The sequence below is a fragment of the Aeromonas sp. R2-3 genome (assembly GCF_040908375.1).
Classification (GTDB): domain Bacteria; phylum Pseudomonadota; class Gammaproteobacteria; order Enterobacterales; family Aeromonadaceae; genus Aeromonas; species Aeromonas veronii.
Genome location: NZ_JBFODP010000007.1, coordinates 1 through 16123 on the forward strand (window position 1 = coordinate 1; position 16123 = coordinate 16123).

The window sequence follows — 16123 nt, forward strand, 5'->3', positions numbered from 1 at the left end:
TGAAATAAACTGTTCGACTTCTTATTGCTAAGAAATCGTCTTGGTCACTTCACCAGACATTGAAAATCAAAAATTGTTTTTGATGTTCGATGCTGTGAGTGCCCACACAGATTGCTTGATTCAAATTGTTAAAGAGCGTCACGCTTGTCGCGTTGAGGAGGCGCATATTACGCTTCTCACTTCGAAAGTCAAGCGATTGTTTTCGCTTTTCTTTCGGCGCCCACTTCACTATGAAGCTGGCTCATCAGGTTGGCGTGTTCCGCCGTGCTGGTAGGGGCGCATTATAGGGAGCGGCGCTGCGATGACAAGACTTTTTTTGAAGAAAATCACGAAAATTTCAAATTATTCAATTAGAAACAGCTTATTCAGTGTATATATACAATGTTATCCACAATCCGGTTATTTCACTCCCATTTTAGCGTCATTTATGTCGCCTTTAGTGACCTTGGGAATGCCATACTGGAGCCGATAACCTCTCCCGAGTAGTCCATGGTAGCGCCAATCAGGAAAGCTGGTTACCATGGAGGTGAATATAGTGTTGCACCTTTTTTGCTTTCATTTACAAAAGGTCTTTTAAGATGAATTTATCCAAGTTTCCCGTATATATGCAGGCCGCAATCCTTGCTCTGGTATTGGCAGTGGTTGGCTACCTGGTTGCCCAGGCCCTGCAGTTCTCTTTGAAAGCGGAAGTGATTTTTGCAGCAGGTCTGGCCATCGGCGGTTTCGTGGTACCGCTGTTCCTGAAGCGAACCCCGGCTAATGTCGCCGAGTCGATCGCCAATCAGGAGACTTGCACCTTATATGTAGGCAACCTGCCCTATCGCGCCAACGAGATTGCAGTGCGCGAATTGTTTGCCGAACAGGGCCAGGTCATTTCCGTACGGTTGATGAAAGACAAGGCAACCGGCAAGCGCAGAGGTTTCGGTTTCGTAGAGATGCCCGCCGCCGATGCCGCCAAAGCGATTGCCGCTTTGAATGATAAAGAGTATCAGCAGCGCACCCTCAAGGTGCGTGAAGCAAATGACAAACGTGATAAAGAGGAAAGAGAAGGTAGCGAAGCTGACGCCTAACCGCTCGTCAGTACTTCACCTCTTCCAGTGATGACAGCCCCCATGCTTGCAAGGGGGCTGTCAGTTTTTGAGCCTCCCCATCCAGCCGGGTACAGTAAGCCCTGGCAATAACCTCTTCTGTATGTACAGGCTGCACGACGGTATGCCCGCCATTGTTCAGCAACCAGGCCACCCGTTTGGCAACAGCACTGCCCGAGTCAATAAGCTGACATTGCGGCATCAGTTGCCCAATCTCTTCATTGATTAGCGGGAAGTGAGTGCAACCAAGCACCAGCGTATCCGGCTTTTCTTCCCCCTCCAGCCAATCGGCCAATACCTCGTGCAGTAGCGCCATATTGACCGGTAGGCCCGCCAGCTTGTGTTCGGCTTCTATGACCAGCTCGGTGGTGCCCTTGAGCAGCACCTGCTTGCCGGGAGCAAACTGGGCGATCAGTTCATGGGTATAGTCGCGGCTGACGGTGCCCGGCGTAGCAAGCAGACCGATACAACCGTTGCGAGTCTGTGCAGCGGCGGGCTTGATGGCTGGCACCACCCCCACCACGGGAATATCCAGTGCCTCACGCAAGGCCGGCAGCGCTATGGTGCTGGCCGTGTTGCAGGCAATCACCACCAGATCGATATGATGACGGGCTACCATGGTGGTCACCAAGCGGGTGCAGGCAGCAATCAGGGCGGGCTCGCTCAATTCACCATAGGGGAAGTTGGCGTTGTCGAAGCAGTAGAAATAGTTGTGTGCCGGCAGAACGCGGCGGATCTCGCGGTAGATGGTCAGGCCACCCATACCGGAATCAAACACGAGAATATTGGCCACTTGAGCTCCCCTTTGCTGCAAGGCGGCGATCATACTCCCGCCTGCCGCCAATAGAAAAGGCCCTGCCAATGGCAGGGCCCCTGATTTTTCCGCTTGGCCGGGTCCGGCTTAGAGTGAGTAATCCATTGTCACGTAGTAAGCGCGCTCATCGGCAGGGTAACCCACCGCCGTCTGATAGTCCTTGTCCAGCAGGTTGTTGATCTTGCCAGATACTTTGAGCGCCGGGGTGACCTTGTAGCCGACAGCCAGATTCCACACGCTGTAGCCACCGAGTTTGGTGGTGTTAGCCACATCGCCATAGCGCTCACCCTGATAGATCCAGCTCAATGAACCATCAAACTGCTGCCACTGCGCCTGAGTCACCCACTTGGCCCCTTTACGGGAGATCAGCTGCAACTGCTTGTCGGTCACCTTGTCTTTGGGATCCTTGTACTCGGCAGAAACCCTATGACTCAACCAGCCAGTGTCGAACTCCCCTTCCAGCTCGATCCCTTCAATGCGCGCCTTGCCAACGTTCTGTGGTGTCCACATACCCTGACTGTTGGGTGCCCACTGGATCATCTGTTCGAAGTCGTTGCGATAACCGGTGGCTCGCCACTCCACGCCAGCGGTTTGACCGTCCAGCATCAGCTCGCTGCTCTTCGACTCTTCCGGCTTCAGGGTAGGATTGCCTGACCCCGGATAGTAGAGGTCGTTAAAGGAGGGGGCGCGGAAACCGGTGCCGTAGCGGGCACTCAGGCGGTAATCCTCGACAAAGCGCCAGCCTGCGCCGGTCTGCCAGGTGTTGTGGCGGCCAAACTGCTCGTTGTCATCGCTACGGCCGCTCAGCTCGGCCTGCCAGGTATGGTTGTCGAACTGGGCAAGGGCATAGAGGCCGGTGTTGTCGCGCTCTTTGGCATCGGCTGGGTAAGTCACACCAGAAGAGAGGGAGCGATCATCCAGTCGATCACTCTGCCAATCGGCCCCGCCTCCCAGCGTCCAGCTCTCGTTCAATCTCAAGCTGTTGACCCAGTTCAGACTGTACTGGCGGGTGTAGGTCCGGGTATTGGCCTGATCGCGGCCACTGTTGTCCTGGTAGTCGTACGCATCCTGTTTGGAGAAGGCGCCACGCAACTCACTCAGATAGCGCTCATCGTGATAGCGCGACCCCAGCTGATAGCTCTGGTTTTCAGTCCAGGTCTCGTTGCGCTGATGGGTGGCAGGCCCCCAGGCGGAAGCCGCAGAAGAGCGGTCGTACTGGGCGACATTGCGGAACCAGCGGGTTGTACCGAACAGATCCCAATTGCTGCCGAGCGCCTGCTGGTAGTCCAGCATGGCGTTGTAGCCCTGATGCCCGTGACGATCACCATCGTTGATGCCGGGCAAGGGGTGTACGTTGTAACCCTCTTCATCATCAAAACCGCCAGCCACCTTGAGCTGACCCGCCTCACCTACCTGGCTGGCACTACTGAAAGCGGCCTGACGCTGTTGATGGGAACCAGCACCGATATTGAACTTGTGCTGATTTGTCCCCTTGTCGGGACGGGTAATGATGTTGATCACCCCGCCGATGGCGTCGGAGCCGTAGATGGTGGCGCGCGGGCCGCGGAGATACTCGATCCGCTCGACCTGATTGAGTGGCAGATTGTTCAGTTCGGTCATCCCGGCGGTCAGGGAGGCACTGCGTACCCCATCCACCAGCACCAGCGTCTGGGAAGAGGTGCCACCACGCACCCGCAGCGAGCTGAGCTGGCCTCGGCCACCATTGCTGACCACTTCCACACCGGGCAGGGTCTTGACCACATCGGTCACGGTCTGGGCTTGCAGGCGATCGATCTCGTCCCGGGTCACCACATTGACCGGGGCCAGAACGCTGGAGGCAGGTTGGGCGACGCGGGTAGCGGTCACCACCATGGTAGGATTGACGGGAATGGTCAGCTGCTGGGCAAACGCCGCCGTCGGCAACAGGGCAGCCGCCAGAAATTTCTTCGACATGAGAGATCCTTAAGTTCGCGTAAGTATCTACTTCGTGGCCGGTTTCTCTCGGCCCGAAATACGAACTCTGGCAGGTCTTCGGGCTCGGGGGCTGATGGCCTACGGCGACGGCTTCCCGCCTGACGGCAGTGCCCTGATGTCGCTTCGTTCCCCCTTACCGCTGCGCGCCAGCTCCGGATTTTCACCGGATTCCCTATTAAGCATGATGCGCCAAAGCGGGAGGATTATAGGCAGAGCCAAGCTGGATGTATAGCCATCCAGATTTCTATTTATTGCCAGCCAGCGCCGCCAACCGCTGCTGGGCGCCCTCCATCACCGCCTGTACCCCGGGATGAGAGAGATGGCGTCCTGCCGAGACCAGATAGTAAGAGAGGGTGACATCGGTGAGGGTCGCAATTCGCTCCACCCCGTAGAGGCGGCCAATTTCGTCAGCCATTGCCAGCGGTGCCGGGAAGATCCCCATCCCCGCCTTGCCGAACGACTTCATCAGGGTGGAGTCATCAAACTGCCCCACCAGATGGGGATGAATGCCCTGCTGACGATACCACGCCAGCAGCCGATCGTGGGTGGCAGACTTCTCTCCGGGGATCAGCAGCGGCAACCCCTCCAGCGAGGCGGGAAAGCCGTCCCGCGCCCGAGCCGCCAGCTCCGGGCTGGCAAACAGCGCCAGCGGGCTGCGCCCCAGCTCGTGGTTGTAGCCGCGCACGCCACTGTCGGGGGGAAGCGGGCGATCGATCAGCACCATATCCAGCTTGTGACGGGCCAGCTCGCTGAACAGCTGCTCGGCCCGCTCCTCGTGGCACACCAGCCGCAGCGGCGTCGCCAGCGCCATGGCGGGAGCCAGCAGCTCGAACGCCAGGGTGCGGGGTACCGAATCGGCGATCCCCACCTGCATGGTCAGCTCCTGACTGGCGTGGCGCAGGGTGTGCTCCAGCTCGGCACCGAGCGAGAAAATCGCCCCCGCCTGCTCCTGCGCCTGCCGTCCGGCGGCGGTCAGCACCAGACGCCGCCCCACCCGGTTGAACAGCGCCACCCCAAGGGACTGCTCCAGCTCGGCGACCTGACCGCTGATGGTCTGCGGCGTGAGATGCAGCTGTTCGGCGGCCTGCGTCACACTGCCGCTGCGCGCCACATGCCAGAAGTAGTAGAGCTGTTTGTAGTTGAGCATGCCGTCCCTATCAGTTTTTACCGAACAACCATCAGCGAAAATCTGATTTTATCGAAACATTGCGGGCTCTAGCATGCAACCATTATCTGAACTGCCCTGCGAACCATCATGCTGGACGTTGTTGTACTCTTCTTTCTGTTTGGTCTGCTGGCCGGTCTGGTGCGATCCGAGCTCAAGCTGCCGCCCGCCCTCTACGACACCCTCTCTCTCTTTCTGCTGCTGGCCATCGGCCTCAAGGGCGGCGTCGGTCTGGCCCAGCAATCCCTGCAACCTCTGCTGCCACAACTGGCGCTAGTGATCCTGCTCGGCGTGGTGCAGACCCTGCTCGGCTTTGCCGTGCTGCGCCTCAAGATGAACCGGGTCGATGCCGCCGCCACCGCCGCCCACTATGGTTCGGTCAGCGTCGCCACCTTTGCGGTCGGGGTGAACTGGCTCACCGAGCGGAGCATCAGCTTTGAATCACAGCTCTCCATCTTCCTCGCGGTGATGGAGATCCCCGCCATTCTGGTGGGCATAGTGCTGGCCCGCGGCATCAGCCGCGAGACCCGCTGGCGCATGCTGGCCCACGAGACCTTCCTCGGCAAAGGGGTAACCCTGCTTCTCGGCGGTATGGCCATCGGCTATCTGGCCGGGCCGGACGGAATTGCCCCACTCAAACCGCTGTTTGTCGACCTGTTCAAGGGTGCGCTGGCGCTGTTCCTGCTGGAGATGGGCCTGATCGTCGCCCGTCAGTGTCAGGATCTGCGCCGCCACGGCCTGTTCCTGCTCGGCTTCGCCCTGTTGATGCCGCTCGCCTCGGCGGGACTGGGGCTGGCGGCTGGCCAGCTGATGGGCCTCTCTCTCGGCGGCCTGACCTTGCTGGCTACCCTGGCGGCCAGCGCCTCCTATATTGCCGTGCCGGCTACCATGCGCATCGCCGTGCCTCAGGCCAACCCGGGGCTGTCCCTCAGCGCCGTGCTGGGGGTCACCTTCCCGTTCAACATCATGCTGGGGATCCCGCTCTACCACAGCTGGGCCCGCCACTTCACGGAGTAGCCACATGCAGACCGAGACCCGCACCCTGCTGACCGTCATTACGGAAGCCAATCTGGAGCCGACCCTGCTGCGCACCCTCACCCGCGAGGGGCTGCGCGGCTACACCATCACAGATGCCCGCGGCCGGGGGGATCATGGCGAGCGCAACGCCAGCTGGAGCGAGAGCGGCAACATCCGGCTGGAGGCGATCTGCAGTCGGGAGCAGGCAGAGCGGCTGCTGGCCCACCTGCAGAGTCGCTACTACCCCGACTACGCCATGATCGCCTTTCTGCAACCGGTCGAAATCGTGCGACCCGAGAAATTCTGAGCCGGCTTGCCGGCTCTTTTTGTTTACCAAAAGCAAACGTTTAACAGCAAGGAACAAATACACATGAACACCCCTCCGCTGATCGGCCTGGTAATGGGCTCCGACTCCGACTGGCCCGTGCTGCAGGCCGCCGCCCGCATCCTCAAGGAGCACGGCGTGCCCTACGAGGCACAGGTGGTCTCGGCCCATCGCACCCCGGTTCTGCTGTTCGAGTATGCCGCCACTGCCCGCGAGCGCGGTCTGCGCGCCATCATCGCTGGGGCCGGTGGCGCCGCTCACCTGCCGGGAATGGTCGCTGCCAAGACCACATTGCCGGTGCTGGGGGTGCCCATTCCCTCGCGCCATCTCAAGGGAATGGACTCCCTGCTCTCCATCGTGCAGATGCCTAAAGGGGTGCCGGTCGCCACCTTCGCCATCGGCGAAGCGGGGGCAGCCAACGCCGCCCTGTTTGCGGTCTCCCTGCTCTCGGTCGCCCGGGATGACGATGCTCCCCGCTACCGGCAGCAGCTCGACGACTTCCGCACCCGCGAGCGCGACCGGGTGCTGGCCCTCACGCTGGAGGAGCCGACATGATCCTGCCTCCCGCCACCCTCGGCATGCTGGGGGGCGGCCAGCTTGGCCGCTACTTCGTGATGGCCGCCCACCGCCTCGGCTACAAGGTGGTGGTACTGGATCCCGATCCGGCCAGCATCGCCGGGGCCGCCGCCGATCACCATATTGTCGCCCCCTATGACGACCAGACAGCTCTGCACCAACTGGCCAGCCGCTGCGAGGCCATCAGCTGCGAGTTCGAGAACGTGCCAGCCGCCACCCTCGCTCTGCTCGAACAACAAAAGCCGGTACGCCCGGCCGCCAGCGCAGTGCGCATCTGTCAGGATCGCCGCGAGGAGAAAGCCTTTCTGCGCGGAACCAACATCACGGTCGCCCCCTATCTGGCGCTACTGCCGGAAGAGCCCATCCCCGCACAGGCCAGCGAACTCTTGCCCGCCATTCTCAAAACGGCCCGCGAAGGGTACGACGGCAAGGGGCAGTGGCAAGTGAACAATCTGGATGAGCTGGCGACGGCGCTGGCAGCGAGTGGTGTGCCCTGCGTGCTGGAAAAACGGCTGGCGCTGGAGGGGGAGCTTGCCCTGACCCTGGCGCGCAGTCCGAGCGGCGCCATCAGCGCCCTGCCGCTGGTGCAGAACTGGCACAGCGGCGGCATTCTCGACCAGACTCGCTCCCCGGCTAACGTGCCGGCGCTGGAGAACGAAGCCAAAGGGATCGCTGAGCGACTGATCGCCGCCCTGGATTACGTCGGGGTGCTGACGGTGGAATTCTTTCTGGTGGAGGGGAGGCTATTGGTCAACGAGCTGGCGCCCCGCCCCCACAACTCGGGTCACCCCAGCCTCGACAACGCCGCATGCAGCCAGTTCGAGCTGCAGGTGCGGGCCCTGTGCGATCTGCCGCTACCAAAGCTGAACGCCGTGCGGCCCGCCCTGTTAATCAACCTGCTGGGGGATCTCTGGCAGAACGGCACGCCCGACTGGGCTTCCCTGCTGGCGCTGCCCGGCCTGCATCTGCACCTCTACGGCAAGAGCGAACCCCGCCCCGGCCGCAAGATGGGTCATATCACGGTAACCGGTGACGACTGGTCAACGGTGGAGGAAACCTGCCGCAAGGCCCGCCAGCTGCTGGGGCTAGCGCCACGCTGATCGAGCATCGGAAATGCAAAGACCCGGGCATGGCCCGGGTCTCTGTTTTTGTTTGCTATGGCAGGGAGGCTTATCAGGCCCGCTCCACCGCTACCGGTGCCGGCAGGCGGATGGTGAGGGAGAGCACCAGCGCCACCACCAGCAACACCAGGATCAGGTGGAAGGTCGCCATAAAGCCGCCAAACAGGGAGGCCACGATGGAGCCGATGATGCTGCCCAGACCAAAGCCCAGATAGATGACGCCGTAGTTCTTGGTCAGGTTGTTGAGACCGAAGAAGTCGCTCACCAGCGAGGGGTAGACGGTGATGGTGCCACCGAAGCTGAATGCCACACAGGCGACCGCCACGAAGAACAGGTTGGCATTGAGCGGCACGAACAGCAGTAGCGCCATGCCCGCCAGGGTAATCAGCTGGGCGATGGTGATGACCCGGATGCGGGACATCTTGTCGGAGAGGATACCCAGCACCAGACGGCCACCCAGGTTGGCCATGGCGATGATGGCGACGGCGTTGGCGGCGACCACGGCAGGCAGACCCACCATCTTCTCGCCGATATCCTTGGCCACGCCGATGACGTAGAGGCCGCTCATGCAGGCGGTGAGGAACATCAGCGCCAGCATCCAGTACTGCGGCTTGCGCATCGCCTCGGCCAGGGTGAAGTCACGGCTCTCGCTCTGCTGCACGGAGGCGGCCTGCTTGGGCGCATCCTTCATCAGCATACCGCCCACCAGCACCATGGACATGGCGATCAGCCCCCACAGCTGGAAGGTGGTCTCAAGGCCGGAGCTGGAGAGCAGCAGCAGGTTGATGTATTTGAAACCGAGACTGCCGAGGCCATAGGCACCGATGGAGCAGGCGGAGATGAGCCCCTTGCGCTCCGGGAACCACTTCACGCAGTTGGAGAGGGTCATCAGGTAACCGGTACCGTCGGCAAAACCGACCAGAATGCCCGCGCAGAGGTAGAGCATCGCCAGATTGCTGGCATGGGCGGTGAGGAAGAAGCCGATGCCGAGCAGCACGCCAGCACCCAGCGTCACGTTACGCACCCCGAACCGCTCCTGCAGCTTGCCCGCCATGGAGGAGGCAACTGCCAGCGACAGGCTGAGCAGGCCGAAAGCGAAAGCGACCTGACTCACCGGCTCGTCCAGCTTGTCGGAGAGCTGGGCGTTGAACAGGCTCCAGGTGTAGACGGAACCCAGTGCGAACTGGGTGATAATGGTACCGATCAGTGTCAGGTACCGGGTGCGGTTCAGATCGATGGTCATGATGCGTCTCGGTCGATGGCCTTAAGGAAATTGAGGCCACTATAGGCAAGACGCAGTTCGCGCCGATCGATTAAGGCATGAAATGCAGATCGGCGGGAATGAATGACAATCAGAGCCGCATCAGCTGACGGAACGCCTTGATGTTGCTGCGACTGACCGGCACCTCGAACGGCAGATCATGGAGCCGGATGAGATAAGTGCTGTTAAACCAGGGGACTATTTCGCGGATTTTGTTGATGTTGACGCAGTAGGAGCGGTGGCAGCGAAAGAACCCCTCGGCCGGCAGCCGGCTGACAAACTCGCTGATGGTCATGGTCATCACGTAGCGATCGTCGCGGGTGTAGACATAGGTGAGCTTCTCGTCGGCTTCCGCGTAGTAGATCTGCTCGCAGGGGGTGACGATGATGCGCTCCCCCTTCACCAGATTGACGGTGCGATTGTGGGGGCTGCTCCCCTCGCCGCTCGCCTCCCCTGTGGTGGCTGGCTGCGACTTGCCCGCATGCTCGAGCTTTTGCAGCAGATTGATGATGCGCGGCTCGTTGTAGGGTTTGAGGATGTAATCGAACGCCTCCAGCTCGAACGCCTCCACCGCAAACTCCTTGTAGGCGGTAACGAAGACAATGTGGGGCGGATGACTCGACTTGTGCAGGTTCTTGGCCAGCAGCAGGCCATCGATGGAGGGGATCTGGATATCGAGGAAGACCACATCCACCTCATGATCCTGCAGGTATTTGAACGCCTCCAGCCCATCCTCGAAACTCGCCACTATCTCGATCTGGCTGTGCTGCCCCACCAGATAGGCCAGCTCTTCACGGGCCAGATACTCGTCTTCCACAATGATCGCTTTCAGCATGACAACACCTCTCGCGGCACACACTTATCCTCAACCATGATGGCACTCAGCATGGCATCGACTCCTGATCCGGCAGATAGAAACTCACTTCGGTACCCGGCTCCAGCCGCTTGAGGTGCAGGCCGTCGCCATAGAGCAGCTTGACCCGCTGATGCACGTTCATCAGGCCGATGCTGCGGCTCTCCACCCGACCGGCGGCCACCCCGTCGATTACAGCCTGACTAATGCCATAACCGGTATCCCGCACCGCGACCCGGATGCCCCCCGCCAGCTGTTTCACCTCGATGGTAACCCGACCCGGCGCGCTGCGGGGCTGGATGCCGTGCAGGATGGCGTTTTCCACCAGCGGCTGCAACAGCAGGCTCGGCACCTGAATGTGCACATCGTCCACCTCGAACACCACCTCCAGCTTGTCGCCAAAGCGGGCCTGCTCGATGGCCACGTAGTCGCGCACCTGCTGCAGCTCCTCCTGAATGTCGATAAGCTCATCCCCCTTGTTGAGGTTGTAGCGCAGGTAGTCCGCCAGATTGGCAATGAGCTGGCGCGCCTGCTGGGGCCGGATGCGGATCAGCGACGAGATGGCGTTGAGGGCATTGAACAGGAAGTGCGGGTTGATCTTGCTCTGCAGGGCGGTGAACTCCGCCTTGCGGGTCATCTCCTTGAGCTGCTCGATGCGCGACACCTCCATCTGGGTGGAGATGAGCTGGGACAGGCCCACCGCCATCTCCCGCAGCGAGCTGGTGATGCTGTGGGTGCGGCGGTAATAGATCTTGAGAGTGCCGCTCACCGAGCCGTTTTCCCGCAGCGGAATAATGATGACCGAGTGGAAATCGGAGAGGTGATACTGGCGCAGATCGTTGTTGATGATGATCTGGTCGAGCAGCACCGCCTGCTGGGTCATGCCGCTGATGGCGTGGTGCTCGTCCAGCTCGTAGTAATCCTTGCCCACCCCGACATAGGCCAGCACGTCATGGGTATCTGTGATGGCCACCGCATCGGCGCTGATGTCGCGCCGGATCACATCGCACACCTGACTGAGGGAGTGGCGATCGATGTTCTGGAAGAAGGGCAGCGTCTTGTTGGCGATATCGAGCGCCAGCTTGGCCTGCTTGGCAGCAATCAGCTCCTTCTCGTCATCCAGATCCTGCACCAGCTTGATGATAAGGCCGATGCAGAGCGCCCCGGCGATCATCGGATAGGCGATATGGTTAACGATCTCCACCCCGACTTCGTGGGGCTCGGTCAGCAGCCAGATCAGCAGCATGGTGAGCCCTTCGCAGAGCATCCCCGCCAGAATGCCGTAGAGCCAGAGCCGCGACTTGCGGCAGCGCAGGTGCAGCCAGGTGGCGAGCAGACCGGCAATGATGCTGGCAATCAGGCAAGGGATAGAGGTGTGACCATCCATGTCGATGAGGTAGCGGTGCAAACCGGAGATGACCCCGGCCGGAATGCCGACCCAGGGACCGAACAGGATGCCACCGGAGATAATGGCAATGATCCGCACGTTGATCAGCGCCCCCTCCACCGGAATACCGGTGTAGGTGCTGAACACCGCAAACAGACAGAAGATGGTGGCGACCAGCACCAGCTCGGCCGGGGTGTGATCCCGCTTCTGGAACAGCCGCTGGAATGGCCGGGTGCGGGTCAGGAAGAAGAGGGTCATCAGCATCAGCGCTGCCCGCTCGAACACCGCCAACAACATCATCTGATTCTCAAGCATCTGCGCCCCCTTGCGGCAACCCGACCGATCACCATAACCCTGACCAATAAATCGGGGCCGGATAAACCAGCCCCTGTGACATCAACAGTACTGACCGGCCACCCAGCCGGAGGACCAGGCCCACTGGAAGTTGTAGCCGCCGAGCCAGCCGGTCACATCCACCACTTCACCGATGAAGTAGAGACCCGGCACCTTTCGCGCTTCCATGGTCTTGGAGGAGAGCTCGTTGGTATCGACGCCGCCCAGGGTCACTTCGGCGGTGCGATACCCCTCGGTGCCGTTGGGCAGGATCTGCCAGTCACCCAGCAAGTTGGCCACCGCTTCCAGTTCCCGCTCGTTGTACTGACGCATCGGCTTGCTGACCAGCTGACCCAGCTCCACCAACTTGTCGACGAAGCGCTTGGGCAGCTCGCGCCCCAGCACGGTTTTCAGCTCCTGCGCCGGGTGTGCCTGCGCCCACTCACGCAGGGCGGCCGGAATATCCAGCTCCGGCAGCAGGTTGATGTGGATCTTCTCACCCGCATGCCAGTAGGAGGAGATCTGCAGGATGACGGGGCCGGAGAGGCCGCGATGGGTGAACAGCATCGCCTCCTTGAAGCGGGTGCCATCCTCGGCGGTCACCGCCACCGGCAGGCTGATGCCCGCCAGATCGGCGAACGCCTCTTTCTCTGCCTGATGGAGGGTGAATGGCACCAGACCTGCGCGGGTCGGCAGCACCTTGAGGCCGAACTGCTCCGCCAGCTTGAAGCCATAAGGGGTCGCCCCCAGCTTGGGCATGGAGAGACCGCCGGTCGCCACCACCAGCGAGTGACAGCCGACCTCACCTTTGCTGGTGGTCAGCAGAAAGCCCTCGTCCTGCTTGCTGACGGTGAGGATCTCGGTCTGGAACTGCAGGGTCACCCCGGCCCAGTCACACTCGGTGAGCAGCACATCGACGATATCCTTGGCGCTCTCGAGACAGAACAGCTGCCCCAGGGTGCGCTCGTGATAGTTGATCCCGTGGCGGTCCACCAGATCGATAAAGTCCTGCTGGGTGTAGCGGGCCAGCGCCGACTTGCTGAAGTGGGGATTCTCCGACAGGTAGGCGTGAGCGCCAGCCTGATGGTTGGTGAAGTTGCAGCGACCGCCGCCACTGATGAGGATCTTGCGGCCCGGTTTCTTGGCATTGTCGAGCACCAGCACGGAGCGGCCCCGATAGCCCGCCTGCGCCGCACACATCAATCCGGCCGCACCGGCCCCGATCACCACCACATCGACCTGCTTCATCATCACTCACTTATCAAAATAGAAACGGCACCTGGCCAGAACCGTGATTACCTCTGGCGGAACACAACCATAGTGGCAGCCCACCAGAATAAACAACGGCCCTTAAAAGGGCCGTTATTGTACTGGCTGAACACTAAGTGTCCACGACTATCAGGCGTTGCTGTCCATGATGCTGGCAGGGGCGCCCTTGGCCAGTTCGGCCAGCTCCTTGTCGATGAAGTAGAGGCCTTTGCCATCTTCACCCACCAGACCCAGACGGTCCACGATGCTCTTGAACAGCTTCTCCTCTTCATGCTGCTCGGCCACATACCACTGCAGGAAGTTGAAAGTGGAGTAGTCCTGAGTGGTGAAGGCCACGTGAGCCAGTCCATTGATGCACTTGGTGATGTGGTACTCGTGCTCCAGGGTGGTACGGAACACGTCGCCCAGCGACTTGAACTCGTGGGGAGGGGCATCGATGGCACCCAGCTTGGGCATGGCGCCAGTCTCGCTCACATAGGTGAACAGACGCTCCATGTGCTGGCGCTCCTCGACCGCGTGCTGACGCAGGAAGGTCGCCGCCCCTTCAAAGCCCTTGTCTTCGCACCAGGCGCTCATCTGCAGATAGAGATTGGAGGAGTAGAACTCCAGGTTAATCTGCTCGTTCAACTTCTCGATCATGGCTTGGGCCAGCATCTTGTTTCTCCTCAGTGATTTGGTATCGATTGTCGCCACACTCCCGCCGCGAATCAACCCGCCAACGAGAGGGAGATCCCGTTTCTTTCAGCTCAGGGGGTCAGCTCCCTAAGGGAGGCGACATCCACCGGCGCAGCATAATCGACACCCGGCAGCTCGAAGCCGTTGAGCTGCATGAAATCCTGCCGCAGCCCGGCAAAGTCCCCCAGGGCGTGGAAATTGTCCGGCGTCACCTTGGGCCAGAGCGCCGAAACGGCGGCCTGAATGGCCGGGTCGAGCTCGTGGTCATCCATCCGGATCAGCCGGTTACCATCGGCCACCACCCCATTGGGCCCGTACATCTTGGCGGCGAACAGTCGCTGCATCTGCTCGATGCAGCCTTCGTGCACACCGCGCTCCTTCATTACCCCCATCAGCAGGCCCAGATAAACCGGCAGCACAGGAATATAGGCGCTCGCCTTGGTTACCAGCGCCTTGCAGACTGACACCCAGGCGTGGCCACCAATCTCGGCCAGTTGCAGGTTGATGGTCTCGGCGGTGGCGTGCAGATGCTCCTTGGCATAACCGATGGTGCCATCCCGATAGAGGGGATAGGTGGATTCGGGGCCGATGTAGGAGTAGGCCACGGTCTGCGCGCCGGGAGCGAGACAATCGGCCTGCTGCAACGCCTGCATCCAGAGCTGCCAATCCTCGCCCCCCATCACGGTGACGGTGTCGCGGATCTCCTCCGGCGTGGCAGGTGCCAGCGACTGCTGCACCAAGGTATCGCGCTCCAGATCCAGCCCCCAACCGCTGAACGGCTGGCCGGTGGTCTTGAGCACCGAACGCACCTGCGTGCCATCGGGCAGCACCCGGATGCCGCTCGCCAGCGAATAGATCACCAGATCCACCTGCCCAAGCTGCTGGCGGATGGTATCGATGGCCTGCTGGCGCATGCCGTCGGAGAAGGCATCGCCGATCAGGTTGATGGCGATACGCCCCTCCTGCTCCGCCTCCTTGCGAAACCAGATGTTGTTGTACCAACCGGCGCTGCCGAGCCCCTTGTCGGAGGGGCCACGCTCGAACGAGATACCGATGGTGTCGGCACCGGCACCAAAGGCGAGTGCAATGCGCGACGCCAGCCCAAACCCGGAGGAGGCACCCAGCACCAGCACCCGCTTGGGGCCGTTGAACGGGCCAGCAGCCTTGATGCGTTCGATCTGCTGCTGCACGGCGGCGCGACAGCCGATGGGGTGACAGTTGCGGGCAACACAACCTTGAATCTGGGGATGAATGATCATGGGAAGGCCTCCAAAGAAACTGGCTACAGCATAACCAAATCGAAGGAGATTAACTTGATGCCGGATCGCTATCAGTCAGAAAAGCGGCAAGAAATGAGGCGGATAAACAAAAGGGAGCACGTGGCTCCCCAAAGCGGTATTCAGATGCTTTTTGTTGTTTTGTGTTCATTGCGAAGCACGGGCCCATCCTATGCCTCTCCCCCCTGATCGGCAAGCCGAGGGGTGTGACCGGCGTCAAACTCTTGTTTAATTTATAGGCAAATGGTGGTTAATAACTGAGTGGCTGACCCTGTGTCACACGTCATTAAACTCATTTAAATCCCAAAACTGTGCCTGAGGCACCATTTTAGTTTCAGCAGAGATTGGTATAGTGGGCTGAAGGATCGGTAAGGAGAACCCCCATGAGTGGAACAACCTATTACAAGCATATTCTGGCCGCGATCGACCTCTCTGAAGACAACCGCAAGGTGATCGACAAGGCGGTGGACAGAGCCCGCTCCAACGGCGCCAAGCTGTCGGTTATCCATGTCGATGTGGACCTCAAGGATCTCTACACCGAGATGATCGATATCGACATCGACAACGTGCAGGATCAGGTGATCGCCGAAGCGAAAGAGAAGCTGGAGGCATTTCTGGCCTCGGTGGACTATCCCATCGAGAAGAAGCTGGTGATCTGCGGCGATCTGAGCGAGCGGGTCAATCAGGCGGTCAAGGAGTACGAGATCGACCTGCTGGTGTGCGGCCATCGCCAGAGCTTCTGGAGCCTGCTCACCTCCAGCGCCCGTCAGCTGATGAATACGGTGCCGTGCGATCTGCTGGTCGTCCCCTTGCAGAAGTAATGAAACCGGCGTAGTTTGATTTGCTATGAATATGACCGCATTCAATCACAACTACTGGTGGTGCTGCTCCTAAACAGGCGGCACCGCGTTTCTATTGTAAATTTCCCAAAGAAAACACCGTGACCGCCGAGAGGCGGTCAACTGTTTTTATCCCTTTGTCGCCTCCC

General features: G+C 60.4%; 15 protein-coding genes and 1 riboswitch. Of the genes, 6 read left to right on the top strand and 9 right to left on the bottom strand.

Translation table 11 applies throughout. From position 1 onward, the window contains the following. Window positions 1-578 precede the first annotated feature (578 nt). A complete protein-coding gene (locus AB5Z02_RS02695) occupies window positions 579-1070 on the top strand; it encodes an RNA-binding protein (protein WP_005342104.1) in 492 nt (163 codons plus the stop codon). 7 nt (window positions 1071-1077) lie between these two features. Here AB5Z02_RS02695 and murI read toward each other — a convergent pair whose 3' ends face one another. The 3 genes from murI to AB5Z02_RS02710 form a co-directional block, all read right to left on the bottom strand. Beyond that, entirely contained in the window at window positions 1078-1881 is an 804-nt protein-coding gene (murI, locus tag AB5Z02_RS02700) for a glutamate racemase (RefSeq protein WP_368215212.1), read from the bottom strand. Between the two features lie 108 nt (window positions 1882-1989). Next, window positions 1990-3855 carry a TonB-dependent receptor gene (locus tag AB5Z02_RS02705; RefSeq protein ID WP_368215213.1) on the bottom strand — a complete coding sequence of 622 codons (1866 nt, stop codon included), beginning with the start codon at window positions 3853-3855 and terminating at the stop codon, window positions 1990-1992. Between the two features lie 51 nt (window positions 3856-3906). Further along, a riboswitch (cobalamin riboswitch) is annotated at window positions 3907-4085 on the bottom strand. Window positions 4086-4120: 35 nt separating this feature from the next. Beyond that, complete coding sequence (locus AB5Z02_RS02710; RefSeq protein ID WP_107683393.1) at window positions 4121-5023, bottom strand: LysR family transcriptional regulator; 903 nt, start codon at window positions 5021-5023, stop codon at window positions 4121-4123. A gap of 108 nt (window positions 5024-5131) precedes the next feature. Here AB5Z02_RS02710 and AB5Z02_RS02715 point away from each other — a divergent pair, with 108 nt between their 5' ends. The 4 genes from AB5Z02_RS02715 to AB5Z02_RS02730 all read left to right on the top strand — a co-directional run bounded on the left by AB5Z02_RS02715 (window position 5132) and on the right by AB5Z02_RS02730 (window position 8059). Next, complete coding sequence (locus tag AB5Z02_RS02715) at window positions 5132-6058, top strand: sodium-dependent bicarbonate transport family permease (protein ID WP_127007931.1); 927 nt, start codon at window positions 5132-5134, stop codon at window positions 6056-6058. Window positions 6059-6062: 4 nt separating this feature from the next. After that, window positions 6063-6365, top strand: coding sequence for a hypothetical protein (locus tag AB5Z02_RS02720; protein WP_005321666.1), 303 nt, complete (start codon window positions 6063-6065; stop codon window positions 6363-6365). Between the two features lie 63 nt (window positions 6366-6428). Then, window positions 6429-6938: a 5-(carboxyamino)imidazole ribonucleotide mutase gene (gene purE / locus AB5Z02_RS02725; protein WP_368215216.1), complete on the top strand. Its 510-nt coding sequence runs from the start codon at window positions 6429-6431 to the stop codon at window positions 6936-6938. Beyond that, window positions 6935-8059: a 5-(carboxyamino)imidazole ribonucleotide synthase gene (locus AB5Z02_RS02730; protein ID WP_368215218.1), complete on the top strand. Its 1125-nt coding sequence runs from the start codon at window positions 6935-6937 to the stop codon at window positions 8057-8059. The genes purE and AB5Z02_RS02730 overlap by 4 nt, the downstream gene beginning before the upstream one ends. 73 nt (window positions 8060-8132) lie before the next feature. Here AB5Z02_RS02730 and AB5Z02_RS02735 read toward each other — a convergent pair whose 3' ends face one another. From AB5Z02_RS02735 to fabV, 6 genes are all read right to left on the bottom strand, one after another. Continuing rightward, the gene (locus tag AB5Z02_RS02735) at window positions 8133-9323 is read right to left on the bottom strand and encodes an MFS transporter (RefSeq protein ID WP_005339218.1); all 1191 of its coding nucleotides are present in this window, start codon (window positions 9321-9323) and stop codon (window positions 8133-8135) included. 109 nt (window positions 9324-9432) lie between these two features. After that, window positions 9433-10176: a LytTR family DNA-binding domain-containing protein gene (locus AB5Z02_RS02740; protein WP_194495417.1), complete on the bottom strand. Its 744-nt coding sequence runs from the start codon at window positions 10174-10176 to the stop codon at window positions 9433-9435. Between the two features lie 46 nt (window positions 10177-10222). Further along, the gene (locus AB5Z02_RS02745) at window positions 10223-11896 is read right to left on the bottom strand and encodes a sensor histidine kinase (RefSeq protein WP_201914571.1); all 1674 of its coding nucleotides are present in this window, start codon (window positions 11894-11896) and stop codon (window positions 10223-10225) included. 81 nt (window positions 11897-11977) lie between these two features. Further along, window positions 11978-13162 carry an NAD(P)/FAD-dependent oxidoreductase gene (locus AB5Z02_RS02750; protein ID WP_204384766.1) on the bottom strand — a complete coding sequence of 395 codons (1185 nt, stop codon included), beginning with the start codon at window positions 13160-13162 and terminating at the stop codon, window positions 11978-11980. A gap of 150 nt (window positions 13163-13312) precedes the next feature. Further along, on the bottom strand, window positions 13313-13837 hold the full coding sequence (gene ftnA / locus AB5Z02_RS02755) for a non-heme ferritin (protein ID WP_005339225.1): 525 nt from the start codon (window positions 13835-13837) through the stop codon (window positions 13313-13315). 92 nt (window positions 13838-13929) lie between these two features. Next, a complete protein-coding gene (fabV, locus tag AB5Z02_RS02760; RefSeq protein WP_368215221.1) occupies window positions 13930-15117 on the bottom strand; it encodes an enoyl-ACP reductase FabV in 1188 nt (395 codons plus the stop codon). A 401-nt stretch (window positions 15118-15518) separates the two neighbouring features. Between fabV and AB5Z02_RS02765 the strand changes: the two genes are divergently transcribed. Further along, window positions 15519-15956 carry a universal stress protein gene (locus tag AB5Z02_RS02765; protein WP_005339229.1) on the top strand — a complete coding sequence of 146 codons (438 nt, stop codon included), beginning with the start codon at window positions 15519-15521 and terminating at the stop codon, window positions 15954-15956. Window positions 15957-16123 lie beyond the last annotated feature (167 nt).